Origin of the sequence: Pseudonocardia autotrophica (assembly GCF_003945385.1) — a bacterium.
Taxonomy (GTDB): Bacteria; Actinomycetota; Actinomycetes; order Mycobacteriales; family Pseudonocardiaceae; genus Pseudonocardia; species Pseudonocardia autotrophica.
Genome location: NZ_AP018920.1, coordinates 944,959 through 960,371, shown reverse-complemented (window position 1 = coordinate 960,371; position 15,413 = coordinate 944,959). Strand labels below are relative to the sequence as shown.

Genomic DNA, 15,413 nt, shown 5'->3' with positions numbered 1-15,413 from the left:
GGCGTGCCGCCACCCGGGCGGACGGGTGGCCCGGCTCACCGGCCGCGGCTGCGCATGTGCTGCGGCAGGGCGAAGCAGGCGACGGCCACGAACCCGACCACCAGCACCGCGGCGGGCAGCAGCACCGACTGCGCCATCGCCGTCGCGAAGGGTTCGCGCAGCTCGTCGGGCAGTGCGCCGGCCGCGAAGGCGGAGTCCGGGGTGGCCGCCGCCCCCGGCACCAGTGCGGTGATCCGGGCCTCCATCAGCACCGCGATGCCCGCGCTGCCCAGTACCGCACCCAGCTGCCGGGTGGTGTTGTAGACACCGGACCCCGATCCGGCCTGCTCCATCGGCAGGTTCCGGGTCGCACTGGTCGAGATCGGCGCCCACACGCAGGAGTTCGAGATGCCGAGCAGTGAGATCGGCAGCAGCAGCTGCCAGACCGGCGTGTCCGGGCTCATCACCGCGGCCAGCCAGAACAGCCCGATCGCGAACGTCGCCATGCCGAAGCCGCCGATCAGCCGCGGATGGATCCGGTCGGTGAGCCGCCCCGTCCACGGGGCCAGCGCCCCGGAGAGGACCGCGAGCGGCACCAGCAGCAGCGCCGCCTCGGTCGGCGAGAACCCGCGGACGTTCTGGGCGTAGATCATCAGCGGGAAGCCCTGCGCGGTGATCGCGAAGCCGACCGTGCAGATCGCGATGTTGGCGAGCGAGAAGTTGCGGTCGCGGAACAGCTGCAACGCGACCAGCGGCTCGGAGCGGGTGCGGGACTGCCACCACACGAAGACGACCAGCACCACCGCGCCGGCGACGATCAGCATCCACACCGGGATCGGGCCGACGATCGGCCCCCAGTCGTACCGCTGACCCTCCTGGATGCCGAAGACCAGCAGGAACACCCCGGTCGCCGACAGCACCACGCCGACCAGGTCGAACCGCCGCTTCGAGGTCTCCAGCGACGGCACCAGGTACCAGACGGCGGCGAACGCGACGACGCCGAGCGGCACGTTCACGAAGAAGATCCACTCCCAGCCGAGCGCGCCGACCAGCACCCCGCCGAGTACCGGCCCGGTGAGTGTCGCGACCCCGGCCACCGCGCCCCACAGGCTCATCGCCCGCCCGCGCTGGGCCGCCGGGAAGGTCCGGGTGATCACGGCCATCGTCTGCGGGGTCATCATCGCCGCGCCGAGCCCCTGCGCGACGCGGGCGACGATCAGCTCGCCGATGGTCCCGGTCAGGCCGCACCACAGCGACGCCACGGTGAACACGGCGAGCCCGGCCAGGTAGACGTTCTTGGGCCCGAACCGGTCACCGAGCCGGCCGGTGACCAGCAACGGCACGGCGTAGGCGAGCAGGTAGGCGCTCGTCACCCAGACCACGGTGTTGACGTCGGTGCCGAACGCGACCAGCAGCGCCGGCGTCGCGACGGTGACGATTGTCGCGTCGACGAGAATCATGAAGAAGCCGATGACGAGCGCCCAGAGCGCCGGCCACGGACTCGTCCCGTCCGCGCTCACGACCGCCTCGCGTGCCCTCGTCACCCGACCATCATGCGACCCACGGGCCCGGCCCGCCGCGACGGGCTCCCGCTTCCGCGCCGGCCTCCCGGAGCGTCGCTCAGGCCGGTGGGGTGAAGCGCCCGTCCACCGCGGTCCAGCCACCGTCGACGAACAGGGTCGAGCCGGTGACGAAGGCGGCCGCCTCCGAGGCGAGGTAGACCACCGCACCGGTCAGCTCGGACGGCCTGGCCCACCGGCCGAGCGCCCCCTTGGTGGCGTAGGCGGTGTACCAGGCGTCGTCGTTGCGGATCTGGGCGGTCAGCGGCGTCTCGACGACGCCCGGCGCGATCGCGTTGACCCGCACCCCGGCCTCGCCGAACTCCACGGCCGCCGTCTTCACCAGCTGCTCGGTGCCCGCCTTGGTCGCCGCGTAGACGGACTGCCCCGGCTCGACCACGGAACCGCGGATGGACGAGAAGAGGATCATGCTGCCGGTGCCGCGCTCGACCATCCCGCGGCCGAACGCCTGCACCACCGAGAAGGTCGCGCGCAGGTTGAGGCCGACGACCCGGTCGAACTCGTCGAGCGAGTAGTCGAGGATCCGCTTGCGGACGTTGGTCGCGGCGGTGTGCACGAGCACGTCGACCGGGCCGGCGTCGCGGGCGGCCCGCTCGACGGCGGCCGGATCGGTGACGTCGAGCACCAGCGGCTCCCCGCCGGTCGCCGCGGCGGCGGCCCGTGCGACGTCGGCGTCGCGATCGGCGCAGATCACCTGCGCACCGTGCGCGGCCAGCCCGAGCGCGAGCTCGTGGCCGATCCCACCGGCACCGATCAGCACGGCCCGCCGGCCGTCGAGGCGGAACAGGCCGGAGTACGGGTTGTCGGTCATGTCGGTCATGTCGGTCATGTCGGTCGTCTCGCTCATTCCGGCCGGATCACGGCCATCCGGGTGACGGTCAGTTCCTCGATCGCGAAGCGGGGGCCCTCCCGGCCGATGCCGGAGTCCTTCACGCCCCCGTAGGGCATGACGTCGGAGCGGAAACCGGGCACCTCGTTGACCACCACGCCACCCACCTCCAGCTCGTCCAACGCGGTGAAGGCGGTGGCCAGCGAGCGGGTGAACACGGCGGCGTGCAGGCCGTAGCGGGACCGGTTGACCGCCTCGAACGCGGCGGGCAGGTCGGGCACCGAGCGGATCGCGACGACCGGGCCGAAGATCTCCTCGCACCACGCGTCCGCGGACTCAGGGACGTCGAGCAGCAGGGTCGGCTCGACGGTCCGGTCGATCACCCGGCCGCCGTGCGGCACGGTCGCACCGGCCTGTCGTGCCCGGTCGATCCAGGAGAGCACCCGCTCGGTGGCGGCCGCGTCGATCAGCGGGGCGACGCGGGTGGAGGGCTCCCGCGGGTCGCCCACGGTCAGCTCCCCCATCCGCGCCGTCAATCGGGCGACGAACTCCTCGCGGACCGGCTCGCAGACGAGTACCCGCTGCACCGCGATGCAGGCCTGGCCGTTGAAGTAGAAGCCGCCACGCAGCACGGCGTCGGCGGCCCGATCGAGGTCGGCGTCCGCGGCGACCACCAGCGCGGTGTTCGAGCCCAGCTCGAGCAGGGTCTTGCGGGGCGCGGCGGCACGGGCGATGGCGTGCCCGACGGCCGCGGAGCCGGTGAACGACACCGCGGCGACCCGGGGATCGGTGACCAGGGTCCGCCCGACCTCGGCGTCGCCGGTGACGACCTGCACGAGCTCGGCGGGGGCACCGTGCGCGACGAGTGCCCGGCGGACGACGTCGGCCAGCCACAGCGTGGCCAGCGGGGTGGCCGGGGCCGGCTTGCAGATCACCGGGCAGCCCGCGGCGAGCGCCGGCGCGATCTTGTGCGAGGCGAGCAGGAACGGGGCGTTGAACCCGGCGATCCCGACGACGAGCCCGATCGGCTTGCGCACCCAGAAGCCGACCAGACCCTCGCCGGAGGGCTGCAGGTCCAGCGGGACCGTCTCGCCGTGCAGGTGGCCGATCTCCTCGGCGGCCGCCTCCCAGGTGAACAGGGTGCGGTCGACCTCGACCGTGCAGTCGGCGCGGGTCCTGCCGGTCTCGGCGATCAGCAGCTCGACGAACGCGTCGCGGTGCCCGGCCAGCTCGCGGTGCACGTCGAGCAGCACGGCCCGGCGGGTTCCCGCCGCGAGCCGGGCGGCAGGGCGGACGGCGGCGGCACCGGCGTCCAGCGCGGCCGTCGCGTGCTCGATCCGCCCGACCGGGGCCCCGGCGACCTCGGAGCCGTCGTAGGGGAACACCACCGGGGCGGACCCGGTGTCGGTCCGGTGACCGGCTCCGATCGGCAGGCCTGGCGGGAGCTCGGGCAGCACGAAGGTCATGGACGGGCACTCCTCGGGACCGCGATGTCGGGAACGGCGCGGGATCTGGTCAGACCAGCTCCGGCTTCAGCGCAGCATGCATACCCCGGCCGCTGCGCGTCAAGCCGCGTTGATGCAGGTGAAAGCCCATGACTCTTGACATGCGTCGTCGCGGCGGGTCAATCTCGATCCTGTATCCACTGATGCATCCACCGGATCCGGATTCACCGCCCCACCGACGGAGGTCGTCGATGACCGAGCCCCGCCCGGCCGCGTCCGGCCTGGTCGAGGAGGTCGCGTCGGTGCTGCGCGAGCGGATCTACGCCGGGCGCCTCGCGCCCGGCGAACGCCTGCGCCAGGAGGGGCTCGCCGGCGAGCTCGGGGTGAGCCGCACCCCGCTGCGCGAGGCGATCCGGCAGCTCGAACAGGACGGGTTGCTCCGGGTCGATCCGCGAAACGGCGCCCGGGTGGTCTCCGGCGACCGCGACACCCTGCTGCAGGCCTACGAGCTGCGCGCGGTCGTCGACGGGCTGGCCGCACGCCTCGCCGCCCGGGCCCGCCCCGGGGCGGGGCGGATCCGCGAGCTGCGGGCGATCCTGGCGGCCCAGCGCGCCGCACTCGACCCGTGGGAGGCCCGCACCTACACCGCGGCCAACGTGGACTTCCACGAGCACCTGCTGCACCTGTCGGGGAACGAGTTCCTGCTCGACCGCGCACCGCTGCTGCGGATGACCGCACAGGTGTTCACCCCGGTGGCGCTGATCGACCCGGCCGGTGCCCGGCGGGCGGTCACCGAGCACACCGCGATCGTCGGCGCCGTCGAGGCCGGCGACGAAGCCGCGGCGGAACGACTGGCCAGAGCCCACATCGAGACGACCATCGAGCAGCTGCGCGGCGATGCGGCGCACGCCCGGCGATGACGAGGGAGTGACCGGATGAGCACCTGCTACGTCGCGTCCGACATCGGTGGGACCTTCACCGACACGGTCGTGATCGACGACTCCGGCCCGACCGGCCGCCGCAGGTCGTCGACCGTGCCCGAGGACCCGGCGCAGGTAACCGGCGTGCCGGGCACGCACCGACTCGCGGTGCCCGGCCGCACCGGGATCATCGGCCGGCTGCCGGGCCCCGGCGCCCGGTCGCACCGCTCCTCCTCGGAAGGAACCACCCATGCGTGAGTACGACCTGGCCGTCGTCGGCGGGGACGGGATCGGCCCGGACGTCACCGACGCCGCCCTGGCCGGTGTGCTGGCCGCGGCCGGCCGCTTCGGCTTCGCGATCCGCACCACCCGGCACGATCTCGGCGCCGAGCGCTACCTGCGTACCGGCACCGTGCTGGACGACGACGCCGTCGCCGCGCTGCGCGGGCACGACGCGATCCTGCTCGGCGCCGTCGGCGATCCGCGGGTCCCGCCCGGCGTGCTGGAGCAGGGCCTGGTGATCGCGCTGCGGGTCGCGCTGCGCCAGTCGGTGAACCTGCGACCGGTCCGGCTGTACCCCGGCGTGACCAGCCCGGTCACCGGCGTCACCCCGGACAACTGCGACCTGGTGATCGTCCGGGAGAACACCGAGGGCCTCTACAGCGGCGGCGGTTCCACCTCGCACGCCGGGACGCCGCACGCCATCGCCCTGCAGCACTCGGTGACCACCACCGCCGCCACCCACGACGCGGTGCAGTTCGCGTTCCGGCTGGCCGCCGCCCGCCGGGGCCGGCTCACGCTGTGCCACAAGACGAACGTCCTGGTGCACGCAGGGCGGCTGTGGTCCGACGTGGTGGAGCAGGTCGCCGCGGACTTCCCCGATGTCGAGCACGACTACGTGCACGCCGACGCCATGTGCCAGCACCTGCCACTGGATCCCGGCCGCTTCGACGTGGTGGTCACCGACAACCTGTTCGGCGACATCATCAGCGACCTCGGCGCCACCGTGCAGGGCGGTCTCGGGCTGGCCGCCAGCGCCAACCACAACCCGCACGGCGACGGGCCCAGCATGTTCGAGCCGGTGCACGGCTCGGCGCCCGACATCGCCGGGACCGGCGGGGCGAACCCGGCCGCGGCGGCGCTGTCGGCCGCGATGTGCCTGGCCGGGCTCGGCGAGGCGGAGGCCGCACTGGCCCTGGAGGCGGCGACCGCGTCCGTGCTCGCGGAGCTGCCCGCCCTCGCCGGACCGGCGATGGGCGCCGACACCGCGACGATCGGGGCCCGGATCGCCGAGCGGGTCGGCAGCGCCGCGCCGATCGGTGATCCGGCGACGTCGTTCGTCGCGGCGTTCGCCGGTCTCGCGCCGCGCCGGACCGCACCGGCGTGACGACCGGGGACGCCGACCACCGGGTGTTCCAGCGGGTGGTCGACCACGTCGAGCGGGCGATCGCCGGGGGCGAGATCACCCCCGGCGACCGGCTGCCCAGCGAGCGCGAGCTCGGCGAGCGGTTCGCGATCGCCCGGACCTCGGTCCGCGAGGCGCTGCGGGTGCTCGAGCACGCCGGGCTGATCCGGTCGCAGCCCCGCGACCCGCGCGGACCGCTCGTACTGGCCCCCTCCCCCGGCCCGGCCCGCCGCTCGATCGCCACCTTCACCAGCACCGCCGGCTTCGGGCTGGCCGAGCTGGTACAGTTCCGGATGGTCGCCGACGCCTCGGCGAACCTGCTCGCCGCCCGCAGGCGCACCCCGGCCGACCTGGTCGCCCTGGAACGCAACACGGCCCGGATGCGCACCGCCATCGGCGCCGGCTACGTCGAGTTCGGACTCGCCGACCTGGAGTTCCACGAGATCATCGCCGGGGCCGCCGGGAACCGGCTGGTGCAGCTCTACGGCGACGTGACCCGGGAGGCGGTGCTCGGGATGATCCAGCGCACGATCATCGACGCCGACGACCGGCACACCCTGATGCTGCGGTCGGTGCGCCACCACCGCGCGGTGTTCGACGCGATCGCCGACCGGGACGGGCTGCTGGCGTCCCGGCTGGCTCGGGAGACCCTCTACGCCTACTACGCCGAGCACGTCGGCGACGACGATCGGGAGATCATGGCCGACCTGGTGCGGGAGGTGGGCGGCAGACTGCCGGAGCAACCCTGAGCCTTCTCCGATGATTCGGATCGTCCCGGCTCTCACGACCGCAACTGCGGACTACGTGATCTACTGTGCCGGTTGCGATGCGCAAGGCCGGGTGGAGGTCGGGATGGCGGGAACACGGCTCCGGGCGGTACTCGCCGCCGTGCTGGTGATGGCGTTGTCGGCGGGCTGCGCGCAGGGGGCCGCCCCGGCGGCACCACCGCGCACGGTGATCGATGCGACCGGGGCGGCGGTGGCCCTGCCCGCCACGGTGGACCGGATCGCCGACGCCTGGCCGGCGCACACCGAGGTCGTGCGCATGCTCGGCGCGGGTGACCGGATCGTCGCCACCGTGCTCACCCGGTCCGCGGCACCCTGGCTCTACGAGATCCAGCCCTCGCTCGACCGGGTGCCGACGGTGTTCACCAACTCCACGGTGTCCACCGAGGAGCTGCTGCAGACCCGTCCGGACGTGCTGTTCACCGACCGGGGAACGCAGATCGCGGCGAAGACCGACGAGCTCGGCATCCCGACCGTGCAGCTGGGCTTCCAGAACTACCCGGACCTCAAGCAGATGGTCAGCACGACCGCCGAGGTGCTCGGCGGTGACGCACCCGCCAGGGCCGTGGCCTACAACGACTATCTCGACCGGACGCTCGCGCAGGTCACCGGCCGTACACGGGATCTTCCCGAGCAGGCCCGCCCGAGCGTGCTGCACGTCTATTCGCTCGATCCGCTCGTCGTGGACGGCACCGGCAGCATCATCGACGAGTGGATCACCGCGGCGGGTGGTCGCAACGCCGCCCAGGTGCAGGGCAACGTCACCCCGGTCTCGACCGAACAGGTCGCGGCCTGGAATCCGGACGTGGTGATTCTCGCGAAGAGCGCGTTCGTCGCCCGCGACACCGGTGCCCAGACCGTGGACAAGCTGCGCGCCGACCCGTTCTGGAGCAGGCTGCCCGCGGTGGCGGGAGACCGGGTCGTGGTCAACCCGGCCGGCGGATGGCACTGGGCCCGCTACGGCGTCGAGTCCGCACTCCAGCTGCGCTGGGCGGCCACGGTCCTGCACCCGGACCGGTTCGGCGACATCGACATGGTCGCCGAGACCCGGTCGTTCTACCAGCAGTTCCTGGATCACCCGCTGGACGACGCGCAGGCGCGGCGGATGCTCGCCGCCCAAGATCCGGAGTGAGCGCACCACCGGCGGTGCGGGGCGGGCGGACGATCGCCGTTCTGGCGGTCCTGCTCACCGGAACGGTGATCGTGTCGTTCGTGCTGGGGGTGACCGGCTACCCGCCGGGTCTGGTGGCCCGGGTCCTGGTCGAGCATCTGGGCGGGCCCGCCTCCGGTGCGGCGGAGATCGACGACACGACGATCTGGCTGATCCGGATGCCCCGGATCGTGGCCGCCGTCGTGGTCGGCGCGGCGCTCGCCGCAGCCGGAACCGCGTACCAGGCACTGTTCCGCAACCCGATGGTGTCGCCGGACCTGCTGGGCGCCTCCGGCGGAGCGGGGGTGGGCGCCGCGACCGGCATCCTGCTGGCGTGGAGCGCCCCCGCCGTGCAGGTCGCCGCGTTCGCCTGCGGGCTGGCCGCGGTCGCGGCGACCTACACCGTCGGCCGGGCCGTCGGGCGGGGCGCCGACAGCACCCTGACACTCGTGCTGACCGGCATCGTCGTCTCCAGCCTGTGCTCGGCACTGATCTCGCTGGCGAAGTACCTGGCCGACCCCGACGATGCGCTCCCCCAGATCACGTTCTGGCTGCTCGGCGGCCTGGACTCGGTGACGCTGCGCGGCAACCTGTTGCCGATCCTGGCTCCGGTCGCACTGGGCCTGCTTCCGCTGGTCGTGCTGCGGTGGCAGCTGACGGTGCTCTCCACCGGTGACGACGACGCCGCGACCCTCGGGGTGGACACCCGGCTGGTGACCGGACTGGTGATCGTCGGGGCGACGCTGATGACCGCTGCCGCGGTGTCCGCGGCCGGTGTGATCGGCTGGGTCGGGCTCGTCGTCCCGCACGCCGCCCGGCTGCTCGTCGGGCCGGATCTGCGTCGCGCACTGCCGGTCGCCGCACTGCTGGGCGCGTTGTTCCTGCTGGTCGTGGACAACGTGGTGCGCGTCCTGCTGCCCGCCGAGGTGCCGATCGGCATCCTCACCGCGTTGATCGGCGCGCCGTTCTTCCTGGTGCTGCTCGCCCGGCGGGGGCGGGCATGGCGGTAGTGCTGGACCTCGACCGGGTGTGCTGCGGGTATCGGGACACCGACCTGTTCACCGACGTCTCGCTGCGGGTCGCCGAGTCCGAGGTGCTGTGCCTGCTCGGGCCGAACGGGGTCGGCAAGTCGACGCTGCTGCGCGCCGTGCTCGGATCACTGCAGCTGCGCGCCGGACGGGTGCGGATCGCCGGCCGGGACGTCGGTGAGTGGAGGCGGCGCGCGCTCGCCCGCACCGTGGCGCACGTGCCGCAGGCCGCGGCCGCCCCGTTCCCGTTCACCGTGGCGGAGGTCGTGCTGATGGGTCGCACGCCGCACCTGGGTGTGGCCCGCTCACCCGGGCGGGCCGACCGGGAGATCGCCGCCCGGTGCCTCGAACGGCTCGGGATCGGCCACCTCGCGCACCGCCCCTACACCGTGACCAGCGGCGGGGAGCGCCAGCTGGTGCTGGTGGCCCGGGCGCTGGCCCAGCAGCCGCGGCTGCTCCTGCTCGACGAACCCGCCTCGGATCTCGACCTGGGCAACCAGGCCATGCTGCTGCGGACGGTCCGCGACCTGGCGGCCGGCGGCCCGGCCGTCGTGATGATCTCGCACGCCCCCGAGCACGCCTTCGCCGTCGCGGACACCGCCGCGCTGCTCGACCGCGACGGCGTGTTGCGGACCGGCACACCGGCCGAGGTGCTGACCGAGTCCGAACTGACCCGGGTCTACGGCGGCCCGGTCCGGGTGCTCACCGGCACCGGCCCGGACGGTTCCACCGTCCGGGGCTGCGTACCCCTGCTCTGAGCTGCCCGCCCGCGCGCGGCTCAGCCGGGGTGGTGAGCCGCAGCGACGGCCGCGAAGTCGGCCACCGAGAGCCGCTCGGCCCGGGTGACGGGATCGATCCCGGCGGCCCGCAGCGCCGCCTCGGCGGCGGCCGGTGACCCGGCCCAGCCGGCGAGCGCCCCGCGCAATGCCTTGCGCCGCTGGGCGAACGCGGCCTCGATCACCGCGAACGTCATCCGCCGGTCGGCGCCGGCCGGCGGATCCTGCCGGACGAACCCGAGCAGTCCCGAGTCGACGCCGGGGACCGGCCAGAACACCGCGCGCGGCACCGGCCCGGCCCGGCGGGCGTCGGCGTACCAGGCGAGCTTCGCGCTGGGCGCGCCGTACTCCCTGGAGCCCGGACGGGCGGCGAGCCGGTCGGCGACCTCGGCCTGCACCATGACCAGCCCGCGCTCGATACCGGGCAGCTCGGCGAGCAGGTGCAGCAGGACCGGGACGGCGACGTTGTACGGCAGGTTCGCGACGATCGCGGTCGGGGCGGCGGCGCCGGGTCCCGCGGCGGCGGCCAGCTCCGCGGCGGTGATCCGCAGGGCGTCCGCTGCGGTGACGGTGAGCCGGTCCGCGAGACCGGGCGCCCGCTCGGCGACGGTCTCGGTGAGCACCCCGGCCAGCACCGGGTCGATCTCGACCGCGTGCACCCGGGCGACGGCGGGGAGCAGCGCCAGGGTGAGCGACCCGAGTCCGGGGCCGACCTCCAGCACCACGTCGTCGGGGCCGACGCCGGCGACCTTCACGATCCGCCGGACGGTGTTGCCGTCGTGCACGAAGTTCTGGCCGAGCTTCTTGGTGGGGCGCAGGCCGAGCCGGTCGGCCAGCACCCGGACGTCGGCGGGGCCCAGCATCCGGGCGGTCCCGTTGTCGCTCACGGCCCCATTGTCGCGGGGCGCCCGCGGGGCGGACGAGCCGGGGATCAGCGCAGGCCGAGCTTGCGCGAGCAGGCGGGCCATGCCCCGTAGCCGCCGCGGTCGTCGCGCACGTTCTCGGCGATGTCGATCTGCTGCTCGCGGCTCGCCTTGTCGGCGGTGGGCGCATACTTGCCGCCGCCGTAGGCCTGCCAGGTCTGCTTGTTGAACTGCAGGCCACCGTGGTAGCCGTTGCCGGTGTTGATCGACCAGTTGCCGCCGGACTCGCACTGGGCGAGCTTGTCCCAGGAGCCACCGTTCGACACGGCGGGCGCCGACGGGCTCTCCGGCGCCGGCTCCTCGACCTTCTTCTTCGTGCCGACCTTCACGACCCGCGGGGTCGCCGGGGTGTCCTGGCCGGCGCCGATCCGCTCACGGGAGACCTCGTCGCCCTGGTCGTAGGTGACGCGCCAGATCACGCTGCGTTCACCCTCGGCGCCCGGATCGACGATGGTGCGGGTGCCCTCCTCGAGGGTCGGGTCCGCCACCTCCTGCTCCGGGACGGGGAGCTTCAGCAGTTCGACGACCTGTGCGTCGACGATGTCCGATGCACTCGCCGGTGCGGCGACCGGGGCGAACGACGCCGGGGAGGCGGTGTTCTCCAGCGCCATCGTCGCGGTGCCGAGATCGGTCGCGCCGGCAGCCAGGTCGGCGCGCAGCGTCTGCGTCTCGGACTCGGCCTGCGGCGCCATCACGGCCGCGGCGAGGCCACCGGTCGGCAGCGAGAACAGCGCCGCCGCGGCGACGGTGCGTACACCCGCCTTCGAACGGCCGGAGGAACGGTGCCTGCCCTCGTACCCGGCACCGTCCAGACCGGCCGGTGCGGAAATGGGAAGCGGACGCGTGACGTCGTCGTCTCCGGACACACCAACGTTGCGCTCGAACATGACTTCCCGGGGGACTCGGCTCTCCGGGCAGGGGGTCTGACCAGCGGAGACGACGGCCGGCGCGGAGCCGGGGAGCGGAACCGATGCTGGGGAGCGGACCGGCCGTCGTCCCGCGGGTCAGGGGGAATTCCCATCCCGGTGGGTACGAGGCAGGACGTTAGCGGACCGTGACCCACCGGGGGGCACCCGACGCGCTTGCCGCGGCGAGCGGCTCGTGATCGACGGTGAGTGACGACCGGGTCGCCGCCGGGCTCGGCGGACGGCGTTATTCGGTTGCGCCCGTCCGGAAGACCCGCTCGGCGTTGCATCGAGCCATCTCGGCGACACGTGCTTCCGTCTCCCCGCGCGTCGCGGCCATCCCGCGGACCGTCCAGGGCAGTACGTAGGATTCGTTGGCCCGGCCGCGGTGCGGATGCGGGGTGAGGAACGGCGCGTCGGTCTCGACGAGGTACTGCTCGTCGGGCACGAGTGCCGCGGCGGCCCGCAGCTCGTCGTTCCGCTTGAAGGTGACCGGACCGGCGAACGACAGCAGGTAACCGGCGTCCACGCATTCGCGGGCCATCGCCGCGTCACCGGAGAAGCAGTGGAACACCACCGTGTCCGGTGCCCCCTCCTCGCGCAGGATGCGCAGCACGTCGTCGTGCGCGTCCCGGTCGTGGATCATCAGCGGCTTGCCGGTGCGCTTGGCCAGCCCGATGTGCCAGCGGAATGCGTCCTGCTGGGCGGACGGCGGCGAGTGGTCCCAGTAGTAGTCCAGGCCGGTCTCGCCGATCGCGACCACCCGATCGTCGGCGGCCAGCCGCTCGATCTCGGCGAGATCGGCGGCCGGCACCGACGCGGTCCGGGTCGGGTGCAGCGCGACCGCCGCCCACACCCGCCGGTCGGCGTGCGCGGCGCGCACCGCGAACCTGGCGGCCGCCAGGTCGTCCGCGATCGTCACCGCGCCGACCACGCCGACCGCCGCCGCCCGGTCCATCAGGGCGACGACGTCGGCGTCGGTCTCGCAGCCGCAGGCGTCGAGATGGGTGTGGCTGTCGATCGTCGGCGCGGCGAGGGGTTCCGGCGGGTCCGGCCTGGGTCGCCTGCCGTGCGGCGGACTCCCCTGCTCGCTCACTGCTGGATCGGGGCCCAGTCCGGGCCCGTCTCCCCCAGCTCGGGCGCGAGCTTGGTGAAGATCGGCGACGGCTTGGCCAGCGGGCGCCCGACCTCGATCGGGGTGGAGCCCCAGTGCGCCTGCTCGGCGGCGTAGTCGCCGGTCAGGACCGGGTACGACGGCCCGTCGCCGAGATCCTCGACCTCCTGGCACTCCGGCTGGGCCGCCCACACCCCGCTGCCGCCCAGCGCCTCGTGCACCTGCTGCGCGGAGTGCGGCAGGAACGGGGTGAGCATCGTGTTCGCGTCCTGTACGACCTGCAGCGCGGTGTGCAGGATGGTGTCCCGGCGCTCCGGCTCGTCCTTGCGCTTCCACGGCTCCTGGTCGGAGAGGTACCGGTTCGCAGCGGTGACCACGCGCATGGCCTCGCCGGCCGCCTGCTTGAACCGGTTCCGGGCGAGCAGCCCGCCGACCGTGTCGAACCCGGCCCGCGAGTAGGCGAGCAGTTCGGCATCGGCCGGGGCCGGTGCCGCCGGCGTCGGGATCGCGCCGACGTTCTTGTGGGCCATCGAGATCGACCGGTTGACCAGGTTGCCCCACTCGTTGGCCAGCTCGAAGTTGGTCCGGCGGACGAACTCGTCCCAGGTGAAGTCGACGTCCTGGTTCTCCGGACCGGCGACCGAGATGTGGTAGCGCAGCGCGTCCGGCCCGAACTCGCGCAGGAAGTCGCCGACGTAGATGACGGTGCCGCGGCTGGTCGAGAACTTCGAGCCGCTCATCGTCAGGTACTCCGAGGACACGACCTCGCTGGGCAGGTTCAGCGTGCCGAAGGCGCCGGGCTCGCCGCCGCGGTCGCCCTGGCCGTTGTGCCCGAGCATGATCGCCGGCCACATCACCGAGTGGAAGGTGATGTTGTCCTTGCCCATGAAGTAGTACGCCTGGGCCTCCGGGTCGGTCCACCACTGCTTCCAGGCGTCCGGGTCGCCGCTGCGCCGGGCCCACTCCACCGACGCGGACAGGTAGCCGATCACCGCGTCGAACCAGACGTAGATCCGCTTCATCGGATTGTCCGACCAGCCGTCCAGCGGCACCGGGACGCCCCACTCGAGATCCCGGGTGATCGCCCGCGGCTTGAGGTCCTTGGCCAGGTTCGCGGAGAACCGCAGCACGTTCGGCCGCCAGTCGGTGCGGGTGGACAGCCAGGAGCCCAGCGCCTCGGAGAACGCGGGGAGATCCAGGAAGAAGTGCTCGGTCTCGACGAACTTCGGCGTCTCACCGTTGATCTTCGAGCGGGGGTTCTTCAGGTCGGCCGGGTCGAGCTGATTGCCGCAGTTGTCGCACTGGTCGCCGCGGGCGCCGTCGTAGCCGCAGATCGGGCAGGTGCCCTCGACGTAGCGGTCCGGCAGGGTGCGGCCGGTGGACGGGCTGATCGCGGCCAGCTGCGTCTTCGGCACGATGTAGCCGTTGCGGTACAGCGACGAGAAGATCTGCTGCACGACCTCGTAGTGGTTCGAGGTGGTGGTACGGGTGAACAGGTCGTAGGACAGCCCCAGACCCTGCAGGTCGGAGGTGATGACCTTGTTGTACTTGTCCGCCAGCTGCCGCGGGGTCAGGCCCTCGGCGTCGGCCTGCACCTGGATCGGGGTGCCGTGCTCGTCGGTGCCGGAGACCATCAGCACCCGGTCCCCCACCATTCGCCGGTAGCGGGCGAAGACGTCGGAGGGCACACCGAAGCCGGAGACGTGGCCGATGTGCCGGGGGCCGTTGGCGTAGGGCCACGCCACGGCGGTCAGCACGGCTTTACTCATGCTCCCCAGCCTATTCACCGTGACCACCGGGTTGCCGGGCGGCACGTCCGCACCGCATCCCCGGGCCGGGTGATCCACCGGCCGCCGCATCCGGCCGGTGCCATGATGGACGTCATGGATGCTGCCGAGCGGGACCGCGACGCCCTGCTGGACGCGGCTCTGCAGCAGTGGGCGGACGGCGGCTGGGTGGCCGTGGACCTGGCGTCCGCCGCCGAGCGGGCCGGTCTGGCGGGCGGGTGCACCGACGAGTTCGGCTCCGGTGTCGACCTGGCGTGCGCGGTGTTCGACCAGGTCGTCGACGAGCGCGCGGCCGCCACGCTCAGCGCGGTCGAGCAGGCCGAACCGAACGTGATGGCGCGGGTGCGGGCGGCGCTCGAAGCGTTCTTCGACAACATCGCCACCGACCCGCGACGGGTGATCGCCCTGGTCGACGCGATCGGCTGCCCGCCGCTGGTCGCCCGGCGGCGCAGCGCCAACCGGGGCTTCGCGGAGCTGATGGTGAGCGGCAACGCCGAGAGCCGGATCGAACCCGACGACCTGCGGGTGGCCGGGCACTTCTGCCTCGGCGGGCTCACCGAGGTCATCCTGGCCTGGCAGGACCCGGAGAGCCCGGTGACCCGCAGCCAGGCCCTCGAGCACGGGATCCGGCTCTACGAGTCCTGCCTGGCGACCCGCTGACCCGGCCCGGGCTCACGCCTGCGCGGAGCCGCCGTCCCCGCTCAGGTGCAGGGCGCCGGCGGTGGTCCGCAGCCCGACGCCGAGCGTCTCGAGCCCGAGGACGGGTGGAGCACCGCCCTGATCCGCG

At 73.3% G+C, this 15,413-nt stretch carries 15 protein-coding genes; 8 read left to right on the top strand and 7 right to left on the bottom strand.

Features of this window, described 5'->3' with window-relative positions:
• Positions 1-35: 35 nt before the first annotated feature.
• The 3 genes from Pdca_RS04720 to Pdca_RS04710 form a co-directional block, all read right to left on the bottom strand.
• Positions 36-1,523 carry a DHA2 family efflux MFS transporter permease subunit gene (locus Pdca_RS04720; protein WP_085914742.1) on the bottom strand — a complete coding sequence of 496 codons (1,488 nt, stop codon included), beginning with the start codon at positions 1,521-1,523 and terminating at the stop codon, positions 36-38.
• A gap of 76 nt (positions 1,524-1,599) precedes the next feature.
• Positions 1,600-2,406 carry an SDR family NAD(P)-dependent oxidoreductase gene (locus tag Pdca_RS04715; protein ID WP_232021416.1) on the bottom strand — a complete coding sequence of 269 codons (807 nt, stop codon included), beginning with the start codon at positions 2,404-2,406 and terminating at the stop codon, positions 1,600-1,602.
• Entirely contained in the window at positions 2,403-3,854 is a 1,452-nt protein-coding gene (locus tag Pdca_RS04710) for an aldehyde dehydrogenase family protein (RefSeq protein WP_085914743.1), read from the bottom strand. The genes Pdca_RS04715 and Pdca_RS04710 overlap by 4 nt, the downstream gene beginning before the upstream one ends.
• 230 nt (positions 3,855-4,084) lie before the next feature.
• Here Pdca_RS04710 and Pdca_RS04705 point away from each other — a divergent pair, with 230 nt between their 5' ends.
• The 7 genes from Pdca_RS04705 to Pdca_RS04675 all read left to right on the top strand — a co-directional run bounded on the left by Pdca_RS04705 (position 4,085) and on the right by Pdca_RS04675 (position 9,879).
• The gene (locus Pdca_RS04705) at positions 4,085-4,753 is read left to right on the top strand and encodes a GntR family transcriptional regulator (protein ID WP_085914744.1); all 669 of its coding nucleotides are present in this window, start codon (positions 4,085-4,087) and stop codon (positions 4,751-4,753) included.
• Between the two features lie 15 nt (positions 4,754-4,768).
• Positions 4,769-5,011, top strand: coding sequence for a hypothetical protein (locus Pdca_RS04700; RefSeq protein WP_085914745.1), 243 nt, complete (start codon positions 4,769-4,771; stop codon positions 5,009-5,011).
• Positions 5,004-6,140: a 3-isopropylmalate dehydrogenase gene (locus Pdca_RS04695; RefSeq protein WP_085914746.1), complete on the top strand. Its 1,137-nt coding sequence runs from the start codon at positions 5,004-5,006 to the stop codon at positions 6,138-6,140. Before Pdca_RS04700 ends, Pdca_RS04695 begins: the two co-directional genes overlap by 8 nt.
• The gene (locus tag Pdca_RS04690; RefSeq protein ID WP_085914747.1) at positions 6,137-6,907 is read left to right on the top strand and encodes a FadR/GntR family transcriptional regulator; all 771 of its coding nucleotides are present in this window, start codon (positions 6,137-6,139) and stop codon (positions 6,905-6,907) included. Before Pdca_RS04695 ends, Pdca_RS04690 begins: the two co-directional genes overlap by 4 nt.
• A gap of 103 nt (positions 6,908-7,010) precedes the next feature.
• Positions 7,011-8,075: an ABC transporter substrate-binding protein gene (locus Pdca_RS36280; protein WP_125911264.1), complete on the top strand. Its 1,065-nt coding sequence runs from the start codon at positions 7,011-7,013 to the stop codon at positions 8,073-8,075.
• Positions 8,072-9,103, top strand: coding sequence for a FecCD family ABC transporter permease (locus tag Pdca_RS04680; protein WP_197719922.1), 1,032 nt, complete (start codon positions 8,072-8,074; stop codon positions 9,101-9,103). The genes Pdca_RS36280 and Pdca_RS04680 overlap by 4 nt, the downstream gene beginning before the upstream one ends.
• On the top strand, positions 9,094-9,879 hold the full coding sequence (locus Pdca_RS04675; protein WP_125911263.1) for an ABC transporter ATP-binding protein: 786 nt from the start codon (positions 9,094-9,096) through the stop codon (positions 9,877-9,879). Before Pdca_RS04680 ends, Pdca_RS04675 begins: the two co-directional genes overlap by 10 nt.
• A 20-nt stretch (positions 9,880-9,899) precedes the next feature.
• On the opposite strand, the gene rsmA is transcribed toward Pdca_RS04675, so the two are convergent.
• From rsmA to metG, 4 genes are all read right to left on the bottom strand, one after another.
• Positions 9,900-10,760 carry a 16S rRNA (adenine(1518)-N(6)/adenine(1519)-N(6))-dimethyltransferase RsmA gene (gene rsmA / locus Pdca_RS04670; protein WP_218031429.1) on the bottom strand — a complete coding sequence of 287 codons (861 nt, stop codon included), beginning with the start codon at positions 10,758-10,760 and terminating at the stop codon, positions 9,900-9,902.
• A gap of 68 nt (positions 10,761-10,828) precedes the next feature.
• A complete protein-coding gene (locus tag Pdca_RS37440; RefSeq protein WP_269462837.1) occupies positions 10,829-11,686 on the bottom strand; it encodes a resuscitation-promoting factor in 858 nt (285 codons plus the stop codon).
• A gap of 286 nt (positions 11,687-11,972) precedes the next feature.
• A complete protein-coding gene (locus Pdca_RS04660; RefSeq protein WP_085914752.1) occupies positions 11,973-12,821 on the bottom strand; it encodes a TatD family hydrolase in 849 nt (282 codons plus the stop codon).
• On the bottom strand, positions 12,818-14,608 hold the full coding sequence (gene metG, locus Pdca_RS04655) for a methionine--tRNA ligase (RefSeq protein ID WP_085914753.1): 1,791 nt from the start codon (positions 14,606-14,608) through the stop codon (positions 12,818-12,820). Before metG ends, Pdca_RS04660 begins: the two co-directional genes overlap by 4 nt.
• A gap of 114 nt (positions 14,609-14,722) precedes the next feature.
• Here metG and Pdca_RS04650 point away from each other — a divergent pair, with 114 nt between their 5' ends.
• Positions 14,723-15,286, top strand: coding sequence for a TetR/AcrR family transcriptional regulator (locus Pdca_RS04650; protein WP_125911262.1), 564 nt, complete (start codon positions 14,723-14,725; stop codon positions 15,284-15,286).
• Positions 15,287-15,413: the final 127 nt, after the last annotated feature.